A 17,010-nucleotide genomic window follows, 5' to 3' on the forward strand; every position below is an offset into this window, starting at 1 on the left:
GGAAAACCTGCAAAAGTCGCCATAACCGCAATCATGCGAAAGCTTGTCGTCCTCGCAAACGCACTCATCAGGGACGACCGAAAATGGGCTCCACACATTCCTTGACCAAGACGGATACTCTAGTCTAGCCTAGCCTAGCAAGCTATTTCTAAGTGCCGGATTTCCTTGTGGAAATGGCACGGGCAGCAGGGCTCGAACCTACGGCCTGCGGTTATGGAGTAAAAGGTGCTTAAATGCGAGGCCTTCAAAAAGCTCGGGCGCTCCATGCTTGTATGCCGCCTATCTGCTCGACAGTCGTGGAGGCAAATCGCAGCTTCGTCGCTCCAGGAAGGGAAGCAAGAACATCGCGAAGCAACTCTGACGCGGTCCCTGCACGAACTGCGGTCGAAGGCTCCTCCATACGTCTGCTTCATGTATGCTTGAAGTGTGGCATCGAGTATTTACATGGATCTGATCACGTCAATCAGTGGATCATGCGGAAGGGCGGTCGATTCTATTGTGCGCGAGAGAGTCTTTCCGTGATGTGAGAGGCTTGCTCGCATTTCGCGATCTGTAATTGCCAGCTCTAAGACCGACGCCAACTCGGCCACGTTGTTGGGGTCTTCGGCGCGCAGGGCGTTTGTCCGATCCGCCAGCTCGGGGGCGAAAGACACCTTCGACCAAATTTCACCGCTCAATATCAGCGGTGTACCACATGCCAGCACCTCACGCGGTATCTGAGGCCCATGAAAGGCAATTGGAAAATTGTTTTCCAGGAACGTGATCACCGAGCAGGACCTTATGAAAGCCGGAACTTCCCACGGAGGAAGCGGTGGCAGAATGATCGTTCGACCCCGCAGCTGTTTCTTTGACGCAAGGTGGTTGAATGCATGAGCAAAGCGATCAGGCGCGGCACTCCACAGAGCGCGATAAGCGACCGGGACGTTTCGATCCGCGAGAAGGTCCAGCGCATCAATTAGGCTGTAGGTTCCTTTCGCTATCCCGATTTTCCCGTAACTGCCGACAATCGGATCTGAGCACCTCAACCCTTCTCTATTCCAATCGGTCAGCATCTTCAGGAAGTCGCGTTCGAAACCGTAGTTGCTGAAGAAAGCCTCCGCCTCTTCGACAAGTGCCTCAAAGTCAAATCGGGCAGGCTCCCAGAAGGAATCATCGAGTCTCCTGCCGCGAGCTTGGACAAGGCTTTCTCGTCTGACGCCCGCATCCAAGACAATCTGCAACGCATCCTGCTTTTTGCTCGCCATCACACGGCTTGCGGACGATAGGCAGTGGTCATAGAGTGGCCCTAAATCGGCAACTTTCCTCAATCGACCCAGGTCGCTTCCGGCATGCCGCAATATGACTGGTGTGTCGGCCAATCGACCAAAGATCGAAGCCGCAACGCCGTAGGGCTCAAGATACCATCCAATCACCAAGTCGGGCGCACGCAACTTTGCGGCTGCCATGGCGTTTCCTAAAAATTGGCTGAGGTACGGCGGTGCCCATGGAATGTAAGAGAGCCGTGGCACCGCCTCAAGCTGCCGAATCTCAAGCTTTCCCGCGAAGCCAGCAACCGTCGCCTCTATGCTGGATGTCGATCCCATTTGCCGGAATCCGTAACCCATACTGTTGGCGTTCGAGATGATGGTTACCGTATGGCCGGCGGTCACAAGATCGGTTGCCGCTACCCAAGTTGCCTTGGAAACACCCCCCTGGATAGGAGGCATCTTTCCGAACATCAAAATATGCATGGCTCGTCCCCCTCGTTCTCAGCTGAGTATTCGGACGAATGGCTCGGCCGATCTGGGGCCGAGCGATTCGACGCGCTCCTTCTAAAAGTGTTGCTTCAGGTAACGCATGCTGCATTGCAGCCGTTGCAGCCGTCGCAGGAACCATCTGTGTTGTGGGGTGAGCGCTTCGGGTTGGGCCAATACGCTGGGGGCGGCGCTTCCCCGTAGACCGTTCTGTAGTCCTCCAGGAAAGCGAGGTACCGGTCGATGGTACCCTGCGTAGCTACGCCATGGGGTTCCGGAATATGGTGCAGGAACATGCCCGCCACCTCTTCGCAAAATCGAGCGTAGTCTCGAGTGAAGATGACGAACATGTGCCACAGCTCATCAACTGCGCCCATCATCCCGTATGAGTGGCCATACTGTCGGGCGGTCGCGCAGAGTGCCAAGAAACGGACGAGTTCGCGTCGATGGTCCTCTGCGACCGCTTGTGAGAAGCCGTACTGTCTCCGGTACCTCGCGAGCACAACAGAAAGATCGAATCGTTCCGCGACTGCGGTTCGACGCAAGGCGCCTTGGATGAACCCGCCCTCTTGGGCGTATCCGTGCGGAGCGCCTGTGGCGGGTTCGTCGTCAATTGATGGCGATTGCTGGACGGCCGCGATGGTTGACACGCCACCTCGGCCTGTAACGAGTGTTGCTTCAGTCATGAAAGTCTCCTTTTCGTCGTACTCTGTTCGCACTCGACGTGTCTGTGAGAACAGCTCTTGATCTGGCGACAGCATCATCGCCGGATGGGTGGCCTCTGACGTCCCTGCAGCGCCTCCGGACCCTCGTACAGATCACAAGCAAGGAATGGCCCAGCGAAGAGTTCAGTACTTTGGGGGGCGCTCTGCGTGAGCGAAGCACGACCCAGCCGTGCATTCTTCATAGGCAGGATCACATCCGCCTTGGCAGTGCCGATCGCCTCGTCGGACATCTGCTTGTAGCCAGAGAAACCCTTGCCCGTATTGACCGCTTGATGATGCCGTCGCCTGCCGTGTCGCTGCCCGCGGCAAGGATCTTGCTGCCAAGTGTCGACAGCACGAACAGGATGCGCTTGCGCTCCTTGATCGTGGCCGTCTGCTTTTCGGCCGCCGTCACCTTTGCATCCATCTCGGCCGCGAACTTTTGGGCTTTGGCATCGACGCCGAGCTCTTGCCGACGACGCGGATCTTTCGAGAATGCCTTTATGGCGGTGGTGCCCCGGCAGCTCGATTAAGGGCCCGTTCGATTTCTTCAACACATCGGCCGCTTCTTTCGCGCCGCTGCCGTGCAAGGCCAGCATGTTGGACGGATTGACCGACAGAACACCCTCCGCCGGCAGCTGACGCATGTAGGCGACATCGGTCACCTTTAGCGCGGCTTTCGGATAGTAGCTCGTCGAATTGCGAGCGACGAGATGACTTTCCTCGCCAAGCGTAGACGATCTCGGTGATGGAGCCGCCGATCCAGCGATCTGTGACGGATCGGAAAAAAAAGCTACGCCCTCATTGGCCTCGGCGGGCGAAGGGGCGGTCAGCAGAACGCCGAGCATCGGCGCGAGCACGGAGCGGAGATGAAAAGCAATACGCATTGGTCTTACCTCACGCGGCGGTCGGGCTGGGAATGCGCGGCAGGTTCTCGGCCATGAACCTCCAGTCGCCGCGCTCGCGTTCGCCTTCCTGGCGCGTGCCGAAGAACTGGATGATCATCTTGCCGTCGGCGCCATAGGCTTCGAGAGACGTGACATGGCCGTCCCTGGTCGGCTTGCGCACGGCCCAGACCTCGCGGATGTTGTGGGTCCTGAGATGCAGGTGGAAGGTGTCGTCGAGGACATTGATCCTGGACCCGATCGGCTTGACCGACTTGATCGGGCCGGAATGGATCTGAATGCAACCACGATTGCCCACAAAGCACATGATCGGCATCTCGCCATCGGCCACATGTTGGAACATGGCGCCAACGGCATCATTGTCGAGCAGCCAGGCGTAATCCTGGCCGACCATGCGCATCGCCTGGCAGCGGCTGAGTTTCAGCGTCTGCAACATGTCGAAGAACTGATGCACGTCGGTCAGCCCGCTCCAGTGCTCGCGCAGGTCCTCGACCGCGGCGGCTTGGTCCGAAATCTCAGCGTCATCGTCGGCTCCGCTCGCCATAACCGAGACGATCGGCTCCTGGCTTGAGGATTCGAGTTCCGCCACCAGCTTCTCGTAGGCATAGAGGTTGGAGGCGGGCCTGAGATGCACCTTGTGCACTGCCTTGCCGGTGGCATCGAAGTATTGCAGGCTGCGGCGGATGTCGTCGCCATCGCGCTTCTCGACGGCGAAGCCATGCGCCCACGCTTTTGGGAAGATGCGCAGGTCGATGTCGTCGCCGAGCACCATGGCATGGTGGTTGCCGGTGAGCACCTTGTCGTAGACGCCGATCTTCTCGTGCACGGCACTTTCATTGCACGTCAGCGCCATCACCTCGCCGACCGCTTCGAGGCCGGTCAGCAGGTCATTGACGCGCGGCTCGATGCGCACCGCGCCGAAACCGCAATGCGCCGCAAGCAGTTCCGCTTCCGAAATGCCCAATTGAGCGGCGAGATCGCGCTCGCGTGTATTCGGAATGTCTTCCCGCGCCCGCCGGATTTCGGCCGGCGAGGGTTTCACGCGCTGGTCCATGTCGTCCACCTGCCTGTCGTCTGTCTGCTCACTTCCGTTACTGATCCGCCTGCTTGTTGAGGATCAGCTGCCCTACCGGGTGATCTTCAGCCGATAGAGTGCGCCGTAATGCTCGATCCCGATCGCGTGCTCGCCCAGAGTATTGCTGGAAAGCGTGCGCATCGCCGTCGGCACCCGCTCGAAACCGGGCGTGCGGCCTGAACGGCGAGACGCAATGACACCGACCGGCACATGCTGGTCGAATCCATCTCACGCCGGTCAATGGCCCACCAGGCGGTGGTGAGCGATTGTGGGTATCGACGCCAATCGGTCGATGGGGCATTCCGCTTTCGCGAGCGGTGCTGCTTTCCCCTAGAAAGCGGATCTGACGCCAGGCCTGACATGTTGCTTTCCTTCCTTCGTTCCATCCATCGTGAGGGGACACCCACGAGACGATTATCGGCCGGCGGTTCTTGCCGCCTCGCGAAAGGGAGCCTCAAAAGTCGTGCCAATTGCGCCGACGCAAGCTCAGAAAAAACCTTCTGCATGCCACTCAACGGTTTACGTCAGAGTGGCGCAGGAACTCAGGCCGAGCAGTCCCGTGTCGCAGACTCGACAAACCCGACAATACGTGTCGGCTGCCCGACGTCTTCCTAGCAATGGCGCACAAGATTCATTGCAGTGTTGGAGAGATCGCGCTGGTGTGAAACGGTTTTTCCATTGGCACGGTCCATGCAGGGTGATCCGCAAACCGTCACGGACTGAGGAGAAATCACCATGATTACGCTCACCGACAACGCCGTTACCGCCGTCAAGACCGCGCTTTCCCGCGCCGACGAACCGGCGGAAGGCTTTCGCATCATGGTCCAGGCCGGCGGCTGCGCCGGCTTCAAATACTCAATGGGCCTGGAGAGCGTCTCGCGCGAGGGCGACGCAATCATCGAGGCAGATGGGGTCAAAATGTTCGTGGACGCAGGCTCTCAGCCCCATGTCGCCGGCACGACCGTCGATTTCGTCACCGGACTCGAATCCTCCGGCTTTGTCTTCGACAACCCCAACGCGCACGGGAAGTGCGGCTGCGGCAAGTCCTTCAGTTGATCGCCCGGATATCGAGAAAGGCCATGTTGGACTATAGCGACAAGGTCAAGGAATACTCCTTCAGGCCGAAGAATGCTGCCGTTCTGGAAACGGCCAATGCAGTCTGTGCGGTCGGCGCGTCGCCTGCGGCAATGCGCTTAAAATGATCAGCACCGATCCGGTGACGGGAACGTTCAAAGCCGTAGAATTCCGGCACTTCGGCCGCGGCGACACTGCAGCAAATTTGACTGATCGAAGACGCTGGCGCGGGCATTGTGAATGTCGGCGGCGACCGGGTCTACGTCAAACCGTCGGCGTCTGTCTGGCCGCCTGCGTCACCAGCAGCGGCATGCGCCAGAGGCTCAATGCGACCGGCCTCGCGCCTCGCATCATTCCGGTCAACTGAGGATTTCACGCATGAGGACTGTCTATCTTGATAACAACGCGACGACACGGGTCGATCCTGAGGTCGTTCAAGCGATGTTGCCGTTCTTTACCGACCAATTTGGCAACCCTTCGTCGACGCATGGTTTTGGCGCCTCGGTTGGTGCAGCGGTGAGAAAGGCGCGACGGCAATTGCAAGCGCTGATCGGCGCGCAATTCGATGATGAGATCACCTTCACCTCGGGCGGGACGGAAAGCGACAATGCAGCGCTTCTTTCGGCGCTTGAGGGGATGCCTGATCGAACGGAGATCGTAACTTCCGCCGTCGAGCATCCGGCCGTGCTGACGCTGTGCGCGCATCTTGAGAAGACGCGCGGCGTCAAGGTGCACACAATCCCGGTGGATCGCCATGGCCGGCTCGACCTCGATGCCTACAAGGCCGCCCTCACCCCACGCGTGGCAATCGTCTCGATCATGTGGGCGAACAACGAGACCGGTACGATCTTCCCCGTGGCCCAGCTTGCTGAGATGGCCAAGGAAGCTGGCGCCCTCTTCCATACCGATGCCGTGCAGGCGGTCGGCAAGCTTCCGATGGACTTGAAATCGACCGCAATCGACATGCTGTCGCTCTCCGGCCACAAGCTGCATGGCCCGAAAGGGATCGGAGCACTTTATGTAAAGCGTGGCGTGCACTTCTGCTCGCTGATCAAGGGGGGTCCCCAAGAGCACGAACGGCGTGCGGGCACCGAGAACACGCCCGGCATAGTGGGGCTCGGCATGGCGGCGGAACTCGCGTTGAAATTCATGGACGACGAGACGACACGGGTAAAGTCGCTGCGCGACCGCCTCGAGAGCGGGGTTCTCCAGCGGATCCCGAACACCTTCGTCACTGGCGATGCGCTGGAACGGTTGCCGAACACCGCAAACATCGCCTTCGAAAATATCCAAGGCGATGCAATCCCACTTCTCCTCAGCCGCGTGGGCATCGCCTGTTCGGCCGGCTCCGCCTGTAGCTCCGGCTGCCTGGAGTCGAGCCATGTCTTGAGGGCGATGAACATGCCACACGGGGCAGTCCGCTTTTCCTTCGCGCGCGACAACGGCGAAGCGGACGTCGACCGGGCGCTCGAGGTCATGCCGGCAATCGTGGAGAGGCTGCGTGGCGTTCGCAATTCTGGGCCGGGTAAGCGAAGTGCCGAAGACCTTCAAGCGGGTCTATGCCCCGGCGCCGGAAGAACCGGCAGTCGCTCATGAACCGTCAGGTCTTTCTCAACGATACGACCTTGCGCGATGGCGAGCAGGCACCCGGTGTCGCCTTTACGACGGCGGAAAAGCTGGAGCTCGCCGAGTCTCTTGCGGCAGCCGGCGTCCCAGAGATCGAGATCGGCACGCCGGCCATGGGCGCCGACGAGATTGAAACAATTCGCGCCGCGGTCGCGAGGCGTCTCCCGGTTCGGCTCACCGCCTGGTGTCGGATGACATCGCAGGATTTCGAGGCAGCAATCGAGAGCGGCGTCTCCGCCGTCAATCTGTCGCTGCCTGCATCGGACATCCACCTCGCCGCCAAGCTCGGCCTCGATCGGACGGGAGCGCTCCAGATCATCGAGCATATGGTCGGGCGTGCAGCCGCCCGCGGCTTTTTCGTTGCCGTGGGCTGCGAGGATGCCTCGCGGGCTGATCCGGATCATCTCGCCCGCGTCATCGAGACGGCCGCGCGCGCTGGCGCGAGCCGCGTCAGGCTGGCCGACACGGTCGGCGTTCTCGACCCCTTTTCGACCTTCGAAATTGTCGGCCGGGTCGCGGCGCAGTCTCCCATCGACCTCGAATTTCATGGCCACAACGATCTCGGCCTCGCCGTCGCCAACACGCTGGCCGCGATCCGCGCCGGCGCGCGCCATGCCTCGGTGACCGTCCTCGGCCTCGGCGAGCGCGCCGGCAATGCCGCGCTGGAAGAGGTAGCCACAGCGATGGCCGTCCTCGACAGCGCAGATACTGGCATCGATCTGACCGCGTTGCCCAATCTCGCCGCCCAGGTGGCGCGGGCCGCCCGCCGACCGACGGCAGCCATCAAGCCGGTCGTCGGCGCCGATGTTTTCACCCACGAGTCCGGCATTCACGTCGCAGGGCAGTTGAAGGACTCGCGTAGCTTTCAGGGGCTCGATCCGGCTCTCCTGGGCCGCTGCCGGCGTATTGTCATCGGCAAGCATTCCGGTGCCACGGCGATCGCCCATGTGCTGAGCGAAGGCGGCCGCGATCTCGACCCGGATCTGGCAGCCGCTATGGTGGCCCGCGTCCGCCGCAAGGCGGCCGAGACCAAATCGACCGTCACTGCAACTCAACTGGTCGAGCTCTACGATAAAATGAGCAGCGAGGCATGCCTGGCTGGTTCATCCCATTTCATTCCTCCAACCGCGGATTGCGCGCAGGTCGGCCCTGCGACGAACGCGCCGACACCACAGTTTTCCGACCAGGGAGAATGCAATGAATTGTTCCGCTGACAACCGCCCCATCGATGTCACGAACATCCTCGCGCGACTGAAGGGCCTGTCGGCTGCCGAGGAGTTCTTCGCCGTCCTTGGCGTCTCCTATGACCCGAAGGTGCTGAATGTTTCACGGCTCCATATCATGAAGCAGATGGGCCAATACCTTGCCGAAGAAGATTTCTCCGGTCTGCCCGACCAGGTGATCGCCGCGCGGGTGCGCGCCACGCTGGAGCGCGCCCACGAGGACTTCGCGATTTCCTCGCCGCTCACGCACCGGGTCTTCAAGGTGCTCAAAGACCACGATCCGAACACGCCTGCCACGCCGGGCCACGCCTTCGTCCCGTTCGACGCTGTCCTGAAGCGGTTCGGAAAGGAATGAGCGCGACACGGTTGCGACGCGACAATGTCGAGAAGCCGACAGATCCCGTCATCACGACGGCGCCCTCGGAAGCAACCAACCGAATTTCTAGCAGCAGGGGTACGCAAAACAGTTGGCACGAATGATGCAACCAAGGAGATGAACTGCCAAGCCCGCATCCGGATAGGAGCCGAGAGAAACCGCCAATGCACATCGTAATCTGCATCAAGCAGGTGCCGGACTCGGCACAGATACGGGTCCATCCGGTGACGAACACGATCATGCGCCAGGGTGTGCCGACCATCATCAACCCTTACGACCTGTTCGCACTCGAAGAAGCACTCAGACTGCGCGACGCTTATGGTGGCGAGGTCACCGTGCTCACTATGGGTCCGCCCATGGCAGAGGACGCGCTGCGCAAGGCGCTCGGTTACGGCGCCGACCGCGCGGTGCTGTTGACCGACCGCTATTTTGCCGGCTCCGACACGCTGGCGACCTCCTTCGCTCTTTCCCAGGCAATCGCGAAGGTTGGCGAGACGTTCGGCACGCCAGACATCGTCTTCACCGGCAAGCAGACAATCGATGGCGACACCGCCCAGGTCGGGCCCGGCATAGCCAAGCGCCTCGATCTCCTGCAACTCACCTATGTGGCGAAGATCGCCTCTGTCGATCTCGATGCGCGCGAAATCAAGGTCGAGCGCCGCTCCGAAGGCGGCACGCAGATGCTGAAGAGCAGGCTCCCTTGCCTCATCACCATGCTGGAAGGCACAAACGAGATCCGCCGGGGCTCGCTCAAGGACGCCCTGTGCGCCGCGCGCACCCGGGTCTTGAAGTGGAGTGCGGCCGACGCCGGAATTGAGGACCTCACCAAATGCGGCCTGCGCGGCTCGCCGACGGTCGTCAAGCGCGTATTCGCCCCTACTGCGCGGGCGGAAAAGGCGGTGCAAATCGATACTGCGGAGAAGATCTTGCGCGATATCGCTGACGAACTGATCGCCGCAATCTTCACCCGCCAGCCGGCGCTGGAACATGAGCTCGCCTTCAACGGCGGCGCGTGACGGCAAGGAGCAAAACGATGTCGACCGCGAACCGAGAAACCCCTCGCCCTGCCGCCGGCCGTGCCGGCATAAAGAAGGAGCTGCCCGAGCGTTTCAAGGACTACCGGCACGTCTGGGTCTTCATCGAGCTCGAACGCGGTCAGGTCCATCCCGTATCATTCGAACTGCTCGGCGAAGGCCGCAAGTTAGCTGACAAGCTTCAGGTCCAGCTTGCGGGCGTCGTGCTCGGACCGCCGGGAGAGGCCATCGGGAGCGCTGTTGCCGAGGCCTTCGCTTATGGCGCCGACCTTGTCTACATTGTCGAGGCGCCACTGCTCGCCGACTATCGGAACGAGCCTTTCACCAAGGCGATGACGGATCTGGTCGATACCCACAAACCCGAGATCCTTCTTCTCGGTGCGACCACACTCGGCAGGGATCTTGCCGGCTCCGTGGCGACGACCTTGCAAACAGGACTCACGGCCGACTGCACCGAACTCGATGTGGATACCGACGGTTCGCTCGCCGCGACCCGTCCGACTTTCGGCGGTTCCTTGTTATGCACGATCTATACCCTCAATTACCGGCCGCAGATGGCGACAGTGCGGCCGAGGGTCATGCCCATGCCGCAGCGGGCAGATAAGCCGGTAGGGCGCGTCATCCGGCAAAAGCTGTCGGCAGCCGAGGACGAGATCGTTACCAAAGTCCTCGGCTTCCTGCCGGATAATCAGTCGGCAAAGGCAAATCTTGCCTATGCCGACGTCGTGGTTGCGGGAGGCCTCGGTCTCGGCGCGGCGGAGAACCTGCAGCTTGTCAAGAATCTCGCGCGAGCAATTGGCGCCGAGCATGGCTGTTCGCGCCCATTGGTCCAGAAGGGCTGGATGCCGGCTGATCGGCAGATCGGCCAAACTGGCAAGACCATTCGGCCGAAGCTTTACATAGCCGCCGGGATTTCCGGCGCCATCCAGCACCGGGTTGGCGTCGAGGGGGCGGATCTCATCGTCGCCATCAACACCGACCCGAACGCGCCGATCTTCGATTTCGCCCACCTCGGGATCGTCACCGACGCGATCCGCTTCCTGCCCGCACTGACAGAAGCCTTCACCCGGCGGCTGTCGCCTCACAGTCGCGATAAGCTTGCGAGCTAAGGGAGATGGACATGATCGAGGAAAAATTCGACGCCATTGTTATTGGGGCCGGCATGTCCGGAAACGCAGCTGCTTACACCATGGCAAGCCACGGGCTGAAGGTGCTGCAGTTGGAGCGCGGTGAATATCCGGGCTCCAAGAATGTCCAGGGTGCCATCATGTATGCGAACATGCTGGAGAAAATCATCCCGGATTTCCGCGATGACGCACCTCTCGAGCGGCATTTGGTTGAACAGCGGCTTTGGGTGATGGACGATACATCCCACACCGGGATTCACTATCGGTCGGACGATTTCAATGAGGCGAAGCCCAACCGTTATACGATCATCCGTGCCCAGTTCGACAAATGGTTTTCGCGCAAGGTGCGCGAGGCCGGCGCCACGGTTCTGTGCGAGACGACCGTGACGGAACTCGTCCGTGATGCCAAGGACCGGGTGGTCGGCGTCCGCACGGATCGGGCCGGCGGAGCGATCTTCGCGGACGTGGTCGTGCTAGCAGAAGGTGTCTCAGGACTGCTTGGCCCGCGGGCCGGCCTGCGCGAGATTCCGAAACCGCAAACCGTGGCGCTCGCGGTCAAGGAAATGCACTTCCTGCCCGAAGAGGTCATTGAGCAGCGGTTCGGCCTCAAGGGCGATGAAGGCTGCGTGATCGAGGCGGTGGGCACGACCTCCCGCGGCATGGCCGGGCTCGGCTTCCTTTACACCAACAAGGAGTCGATCTCACTGGGCATCGGCTGCCTCGTCTCCGATTTCGCCGCAATGATGGAGAGCCCTTACGTCCTGCTCGATGCCTTGAAAAACCATCCTTCGATCCGGCCGCTGATCGCTGGCTCGGAGGTGAAAGAATATGCCGCGCATCTCATTCCCGAAGGCGGCTACAAGGCGATTCCGCAGCTCTTTGGCGACGGTTGGGTCGTGGTCGGCGATGCCGCGCAACTGAACAATGCCGTTCACCGCGAGGGTTCGAACCTCGCCATGACCTCCGGCCGCATCGCGGCTGAGGCAATCGTCAAGGTCAAGAGCCGCAACGGTCCAATGACCAAACGGAACCTCGCCCTCTACAAAGCCATGCTGGACAAGTCCTTCGTGGTCAAGGATCTGAGGAAATACAAAGACATGCCGGCCTTGCTTCACACCAATTCCAGCAATTTCTTCACGACCTATCCCCGGTTGATGTCGCAAGCCGCGCAGAACTTCATGCGTGTCGACGGCACGCCGAAGATTGAGAAGGAAAAGGCGACCACGGCCGCCTTCATCAAGGCGCGCTCGCGCTGGGGGCTGGTCAGCGACGCGGTCCGCCTGGCATTCGCGTGGCGCTGAGGGGAGACGAGATGACGATCGCAGTGACGAAGTCACGTGTCGAGGACAAGCTTTACCAGAACCGCTACCTGGTCGATCCTGGCCGTCCGCACATCACAGTGCGACCGCACGAGAAGCCCAGCGCGAACTTGCTCGCGCTGACCCACGTCTGCCCGGCGAAATGTTATGAGTTGAACGACAAGGGTCAAGTGGAGATCACCCCTGACGGCTGCATGGAGTGCGGCACCTGCCGGATATTGTGCGAGACCAGTGGAGAGATCGAGTGGAACTATCCACGCGGCGGCTTCGGTGTCCTCTTCAAGTTCGGATGATCGGCGCGCGTCTTTTCAAGAGCGTGAATCTTACCAGACCTGAAATTTCGGCACGTCAGCCGCTGCTAGAATGATCTTTCACATTAGAAAGAAGCTAGTGAATACTGTGGTTTTGGAATTCGAATACAAAAAACGGCGCTTGGGAGGAGCCCCCTGGACGACAACCCCTGAGGTGTTTGCATGGCTCACGCACTGCGAGATCGGATCGATGAAATAGGACCTCGGAACATCCTGCCTGAACCACGGATCAACTCCATTCACGAAGCGGATATCTCGCTCAGGGGAATCTACGAGATATCGAAGGTCCTGACCGCCCCCGCCCGGCTCGAGATCACGATTGCCAATGTCGTGAATACCCTCTCCTCAGTTGTGCAAATGCGTCATGGAGCAATCGTTGTCCTGAACGCTAAAGCGGAGCCGGAGATTACCGCAACCGCCGGCAGCTCCCACCCACCTCAATCAGGAATTGGCCGCGCCATACCGCAAGCCGCGATAGACCGGATCGTCGCTACGGGGGCGCCGCTCGTCATACACGATGTTAGCAAGTCCGAACTATTTCAGGCTGACTTTCAACCGGCTTCGAGCGGCGACACAATCCCAATTGCCTTCATCGGTATCCCAGTAAAGGCTGAGCACGAGATCCTTGGGACATTGTCCATCGACCGCGTCGATGACGAGATCAGCTCCCCCTGCGACAAGGACGTACGCTTCCTAACCATCGTCGCCGACCTTATCGGCCGGACCATTCGTCTCCATCGCATCCTGAGTATGGATCAACAGCGGTTCATCGAGGAGCAGAGGAGACCGGAGAAATGGCTCGACGAGGAGAGGATCGACCCAGCCCAGCATGTTAAGGTCGACGGGATCATCGGGGAAAGTCCTGCACTCAAGCAGGTGCTCGAAACTGTAAAGGTCGTGGCAAGGACGAATTCCACCGTGCTTCTGCGGGGCGAAAGCGGCACCGGCAAGGAGTTCTTTGCCCAGGCCATCCACAAGCTTTCACCTCGGGGGAAGAAGGCTTTCGTCAAATTGAACTGCGCCGCACTGTCTGAAAGCGTTCTGGAATCAGAGCTGTTTGGACACGAAAAGGGCGCCTTCACCGGGGCTATCTCCCAGCGCGCCGGCCGATTTGAATTGGCAAATGGCGGAACGCTGCTGCTTGATGAAATCGGCGAGATTTCGCCTGCTTTTCAAGCCAAGCTGTTGCGCGTCCTGCAGGAAGGCGAACTGGAGCGAGTGGGCGGCACGAGAACGCTTCAGGTCGATGTCCGGCTCATATGCGCCACCAACAAGGATCTCGAGACGGCTGTCCTAGATGGGGAGTTCAGGGCCGACCTATATTACCGCATCAATGTTGTGCCAATCATCCTTCCCCCGCTCAGAGAGCGAGCCGGCGATATTCCACGCCTTGCGAACGCCTTCCTCGACCGATTCAACAAGGAGAACCATCGCGAACTCGCCTTCGCGCCATCGGCGCTTGATCTGATCTCGCAATGCTATTTCCCCGGCAATGTCCGCGAGCTGGAAAACTGCGTGCAAAGGACGGCTACACTTGCGCGTTCAAGGACGATCACTCCATCGGATTTCGCCTGCAAGAACAGCCAATGCCTTTCGTCGCTCCTCTGGAAGGCAGGTTACCGTTCGCATGGCCGCAATGCCGTCGACGAACTCTCCCGGCGTGACACGATGCCGGTTCGGCGCATCGGTGCCCCGGAAGGCGAGGTATCGCCCGTCAAGGTCGTCTACCCGAACGATCCCGCTTGCCCTGCAATAGGCCCGCATCTGACGGAACGCGACCGCCTGACCGACGCGATGGAGAAGGCCGGCTGGGTTCAGGCCAAGGCAGCTCGTATCCTCGGGCTGACGCCGCGGCAGGTCGGCTACGCTCTGCGCCGGCATGGTATCGAGGTGAAGAAATTCTAGGCGTCCTGATGACGTCAACCGTCGGGCCTGCGTAGTCTTCCTCACACTCCGGGTGCCCAAGACGCGGTGCCTTTCGCGAGCCGGGTCGCTTGTGCGCTGTCGGAAGCCCGACAAAATTGTGTCGGAGCAAACCGACTGATTCCGACACGGAAAGCCAATTCGTGAACTAAAACCGCTCTTTGAGCTGGCATAGCTCTTGCGCCTTGAACTGCGACGTTACCAGGAACGGAGCCGTTCGATGTCCGCACCGATAATTTCGCTTGAGGGCCTGACCAGCACGACATCCTTCGACCAGTTGCTGGCGACCGCGAAATCCGGTGGCTGCGCATCTTCAACCTGCGGCTTGTCGGGAAAGCCGGACGACATCGATCCGGCCGTCTGGGAGAAGATCAAGGATCACCCCTGCTTTTCGGAAGAAGCGCATCACTATTTCGCGCGCATGCACGTCGCGGTCGCCCCCGCTTGCAACGTCCAGTGCAACTACTGCAATCGCAAATATGACTGTGCCAACGAAAGTCGGCCTGGGGTGGTTTCGGAGAAGCTGACACCCGACCAGGCGCTACGCAAGGTGATCGCGGTCGCCAACGAGGTGCCGCAGCTTTCCGTACTCGGCATCGCCGGACCGGGCGATGCCTGTTACGACTGGAAAAGGACAAAGGCAACGTTCGAACGAGTTGCCAGGGAAATCCCCGACATCAAGCTGTGCATCTCCACCAATGGGCTGGCGCTGCCGGACCATGCCGCCGAGCTTGCCGACATGAATGTCGATCACGTGACGATCACCATCAACATGGTCGACCCTGAAGTCGGCGTAAAGATCTATCCTTGGATCTTTTACGACCATCGCCGCTACATCGGCATAGAAGCTGCCCGGATCCTGCATGAGCGGCAGATGCTGGGCCTGGAGATGCTGACCGCGCGCGGCATCCTCACCAAAATCAATTCGGTGATGATCCCCGGCGTGAACGACGAGCATCTGCTCGAGGTGAATAGATGGGTCAAGGAGCGTGGCGCGTTCGTGCACAACGTCATGCCGCTGATTTCCGAACCGGCGCACGGTACCCACTTCGGCCTGACCGGGCAGCGTGGCCCAAATGCAATGGAGATGAAGGCTCTTCAGGATCGTCTGGAAGGCGGCGCCAACTTGATGCGCCACTGCCGGCAGTGCCGGGCCGATGCCGTTGGCCTGCTCGGCGAGGATCGTGGCCAGGAATTCACGCTCGACAGCATTCCCGGCGAGGTCACCTACGATCCGAGCAGGCGCGAAGCCTATCAAGAGGTGGTCGCGCACGAGCGCCGTGATCACCTGGCGGCCAGAAGCGAGGCGATCGGAATGGTCAAGGCCGCGGGTTCCGGCAAGTCCCTTCTCGTCGCCGTGGCCACCAGGGGCGGCGGCCGTGTCAACGAACACTTCGGCCATGCGAAGGAATTCCAGGTTTATGAGGCCTCGCCGAGAGGGATCAGCTTCGTTGGGCATCGCAAGGCCGAGCAGTATTGCCGCGGCGGCCGGGGCGAAAACGCCACCCTAGACGGCGTCATCGCTGCGCTGGAAGGCATAGACATCGTGCTGTGCGCCAAGATCGGAGACTGCCCCAAGGATCAACTAGCGGAAGCTGGAATCCGAGCAGCCGACGCTTATGGCCATGACTATATCGAGACCGCAATCAGCGCGATTTACGCCGCCGAGTTTGGGGTCCAACCCCTGGCGGCGACGGCCTGAGCCGTCTCATTCCAATCGAACCAGGAGCTAAAATGACTTTCAAGATCATCGCATCCCAATGCACCCAATGCGGCGCCTGCGAGTTCGAATGTCCCTCCGTCGCGATCAAGTTCAAGGGCGAGAGCTACGTGATCGATCCGGACAAGTGCACCGAATGCAAGGAGGCCTTCGACACGCAGCAATGCGCCTCGGTATGTCCGGTGCCGAAGACCTGCGTTCCTGCCTGAATTCGGTTACCGACACGGCCGGGTTCGCCTCCGCAGGGCGCCTGGAACTCCGTTGCCGACAACCTGCAGCCTCGAGAAAAGAAGGAACGGCCATGTGGCTGGGACGCGAACAGGAGGTCGAAATCCGCAAGCCTCCACGATTTATGCCGGGTGAGCGGGTCCGTGCCACACGACACGTAAAGAATGACGGCACCTATCCTGGCAGGGAGATCGGCGAAAACCTCGTGCGGAAGGGCGACGAGGGTTATGTGCGCGACATTGGCACCTTTCTCCAGCAGTTCTTCATCTATGCGGTCGAATGGGTCGATCGCGGCACGATCGTCGGCATGCGAGCGCGTGAACTTATGAGCCTCGACAAAGTCGAGGTTCCTTGCAGTGCCGAAAGCCCTGAAAATCGAGGAGCAGCAAGATGAAAGTAATGATCCGCAGGACCGGTGCTGGCTTGTCGGCATATGTGCCCAAGAAGGACCTCGAAGAGCCGATCGTCAAGCTCGAGAACGAAGACTTGTGGGGCGGGGCCGTAACGCTCAGGAACGGGTGGCGGTTCGTCCTGCCCGACCTTCCACGGGATACGCGTCTGCCGATCACCGTCGAGGCCAGGAAGATCTCCGACGAGGTCTGATGCTGCCGGTTGATAAGGGCGTCGAGAGG

The 17,010-nt window shown here is 60.3% G+C and carries 19 protein-coding genes and 1 pseudogene; 14 read left to right on the top strand and 6 right to left on the bottom strand.

Features of this window, described 5'->3' with window-relative positions; translation table 11 throughout:
- Nucleotides 1-105 (top strand): annotated as a pseudogene (locus ABVQ20_RS29105) (IS110 family transposase); the annotation flags it as partial.
- 335 nt (nt 106-440) lie between these two features.
- On the opposite strand, the gene ABVQ20_RS29110 reads toward ABVQ20_RS29105, so the two are convergent.
- The 5 genes from ABVQ20_RS29110 to ABVQ20_RS29130 form a co-directional block, all read right to left on the bottom strand.
- A complete protein-coding gene (locus ABVQ20_RS29110; protein ID WP_354463174.1) occupies nt 441-1,730 on the bottom strand; it encodes a glycosyltransferase family protein in 1,290 nt (429 codons plus the stop codon).
- 95 nt (nt 1,731-1,825) lie between these two features.
- Nucleotides 1,826-2,419, bottom strand: coding sequence for a glycine-rich domain-containing protein (locus ABVQ20_RS29115; RefSeq protein WP_354463175.1), 594 nt, complete (start codon nt 2,417-2,419; stop codon nt 1,826-1,828).
- Nucleotides 2,420-2,493: 74 nt separating this feature from the next.
- Complete coding sequence (locus ABVQ20_RS29120) at nt 2,494-3,324, bottom strand: TroA family protein (protein ID WP_354463176.1); 831 nt, start codon at nt 3,322-3,324, stop codon at nt 2,494-2,496.
- A gap of 10 nt (nt 3,325-3,334) precedes the next feature.
- Nucleotides 3,335-4,396 carry a hemin-degrading factor gene (locus tag ABVQ20_RS29125; RefSeq protein WP_354463177.1) on the bottom strand — a complete coding sequence of 354 codons (1,062 nt, stop codon included), beginning with the start codon at nt 4,394-4,396 and terminating at the stop codon, nt 3,335-3,337.
- A gap of 72 nt (nt 4,397-4,468) precedes the next feature.
- Complete coding sequence (locus tag ABVQ20_RS29130; RefSeq protein ID WP_354463178.1) at nt 4,469-4,627, bottom strand: hypothetical protein; 159 nt, start codon at nt 4,625-4,627, stop codon at nt 4,469-4,471.
- A 525-nt stretch (nt 4,628-5,152) separates the two neighbouring features.
- On the opposite strand from ABVQ20_RS29130, the gene ABVQ20_RS29135 reads away from it, so the two are divergent.
- Nucleotides 5,153-5,473 carry a HesB/IscA family protein gene (locus ABVQ20_RS29135; RefSeq protein ID WP_354463179.1) on the top strand — a complete coding sequence of 107 codons (321 nt, stop codon included), beginning with the start codon at nt 5,153-5,155 and terminating at the stop codon, nt 5,471-5,473.
- Nucleotides 5,474-5,504: 31 nt separating this feature from the next.
- Here ABVQ20_RS29135 and ABVQ20_RS29140 read toward each other — a convergent pair whose 3' ends face one another.
- Complete coding sequence (locus ABVQ20_RS29140; protein ID WP_354463180.1) at nt 5,505-5,726, bottom strand: hypothetical protein; 222 nt, start codon at nt 5,724-5,726, stop codon at nt 5,505-5,507.
- A 143-nt stretch (nt 5,727-5,869) separates the two neighbouring features.
- On the opposite strand from ABVQ20_RS29140, the gene nifS reads away from it, so the two are divergent.
- From nifS to nifT, 12 genes are all read left to right on the top strand, one after another.
- Nucleotides 5,870-7,087 carry a cysteine desulfurase NifS gene (nifS, locus tag ABVQ20_RS29145; protein WP_354463450.1) on the top strand — a complete coding sequence of 406 codons (1,218 nt, stop codon included), beginning with the start codon at nt 5,870-5,872 and terminating at the stop codon, nt 7,085-7,087.
- Nucleotides 7,084-8,331: a homocitrate synthase gene (nifV, locus tag ABVQ20_RS29150; protein WP_354463181.1), complete on the top strand. Its 1,248-nt coding sequence runs from the start codon at nt 7,084-7,086 to the stop codon at nt 8,329-8,331. The genes nifS and nifV overlap by 4 nt, the downstream gene beginning before the upstream one ends.
- Complete coding sequence (gene nifW, locus ABVQ20_RS29155; RefSeq protein WP_354463182.1) at nt 8,315-8,695, top strand: nitrogenase stabilizing/protective protein NifW; 381 nt, start codon at nt 8,315-8,317, stop codon at nt 8,693-8,695. The genes nifV and nifW overlap by 17 nt, the downstream gene beginning before the upstream one ends.
- 185 nt (nt 8,696-8,880) lie before the next feature.
- A complete protein-coding gene (locus tag ABVQ20_RS29160; protein ID WP_354463183.1) occupies nt 8,881-9,732 on the top strand; it encodes an electron transfer flavoprotein subunit beta/FixA family protein in 852 nt (283 codons plus the stop codon).
- A gap of 17 nt (nt 9,733-9,749) precedes the next feature.
- Nucleotides 9,750-10,859: an electron transfer flavoprotein subunit alpha/FixB family protein gene (locus tag ABVQ20_RS29165; RefSeq protein ID WP_354463184.1), complete on the top strand. Its 1,110-nt coding sequence runs from the start codon at nt 9,750-9,752 to the stop codon at nt 10,857-10,859.
- Nucleotides 10,860-10,870: 11 nt separating this feature from the next.
- Nucleotides 10,871-12,178, top strand: a complete 1,308-nt coding sequence (locus ABVQ20_RS29170; RefSeq protein ID WP_354463185.1) for an FAD-binding protein — start codon at nt 10,871-10,873, stop codon at nt 12,176-12,178.
- 11 nt (nt 12,179-12,189) lie between these two features.
- Nucleotides 12,190-12,489 carry a ferredoxin family protein gene (locus tag ABVQ20_RS29175; RefSeq protein ID WP_354463186.1) on the top strand — a complete coding sequence of 100 codons (300 nt, stop codon included), beginning with the start codon at nt 12,190-12,192 and terminating at the stop codon, nt 12,487-12,489.
- 180 nt (nt 12,490-12,669) lie between these two features.
- Complete coding sequence (nifA, locus tag ABVQ20_RS29180) at nt 12,670-14,412, top strand: nif-specific transcriptional activator NifA (RefSeq protein ID WP_354463187.1); 1,743 nt, start codon at nt 12,670-12,672, stop codon at nt 14,410-14,412.
- Between the two features lie 238 nt (nt 14,413-14,650).
- On the top strand, nt 14,651-16,132 hold the full coding sequence (gene nifB / locus ABVQ20_RS29185) for a nitrogenase cofactor biosynthesis protein NifB (RefSeq protein WP_354463188.1): 1,482 nt from the start codon (nt 14,651-14,653) through the stop codon (nt 16,130-16,132).
- A gap of 32 nt (nt 16,133-16,164) precedes the next feature.
- Complete coding sequence (locus tag ABVQ20_RS29190) at nt 16,165-16,359, top strand: 4Fe-4S binding protein (protein ID WP_354463189.1); 195 nt, start codon at nt 16,165-16,167, stop codon at nt 16,357-16,359.
- A gap of 92 nt (nt 16,360-16,451) precedes the next feature.
- The gene (locus ABVQ20_RS29195; protein WP_354463190.1) at nt 16,452-16,772 is read left to right on the top strand and encodes a nitrogen fixation protein NifZ; all 321 of its coding nucleotides are present in this window, start codon (nt 16,452-16,454) and stop codon (nt 16,770-16,772) included.
- Nucleotides 16,769-16,981 carry a putative nitrogen fixation protein NifT gene (gene nifT / locus ABVQ20_RS29200; RefSeq protein ID WP_184878085.1) on the top strand — a complete coding sequence of 71 codons (213 nt, stop codon included), beginning with the start codon at nt 16,769-16,771 and terminating at the stop codon, nt 16,979-16,981. Before ABVQ20_RS29195 ends, nifT begins: the two co-directional genes overlap by 4 nt.
- The last annotated feature ends 29 nt before the right edge of the window (nt 16,982-17,010 follow it).

Origin of the sequence: Mesorhizobium shangrilense, from assembly GCF_040537815.1 — a bacterium.
GTDB lineage: Bacteria > Pseudomonadota > Alphaproteobacteria > Rhizobiales > Rhizobiaceae > Mesorhizobium > Mesorhizobium shangrilense.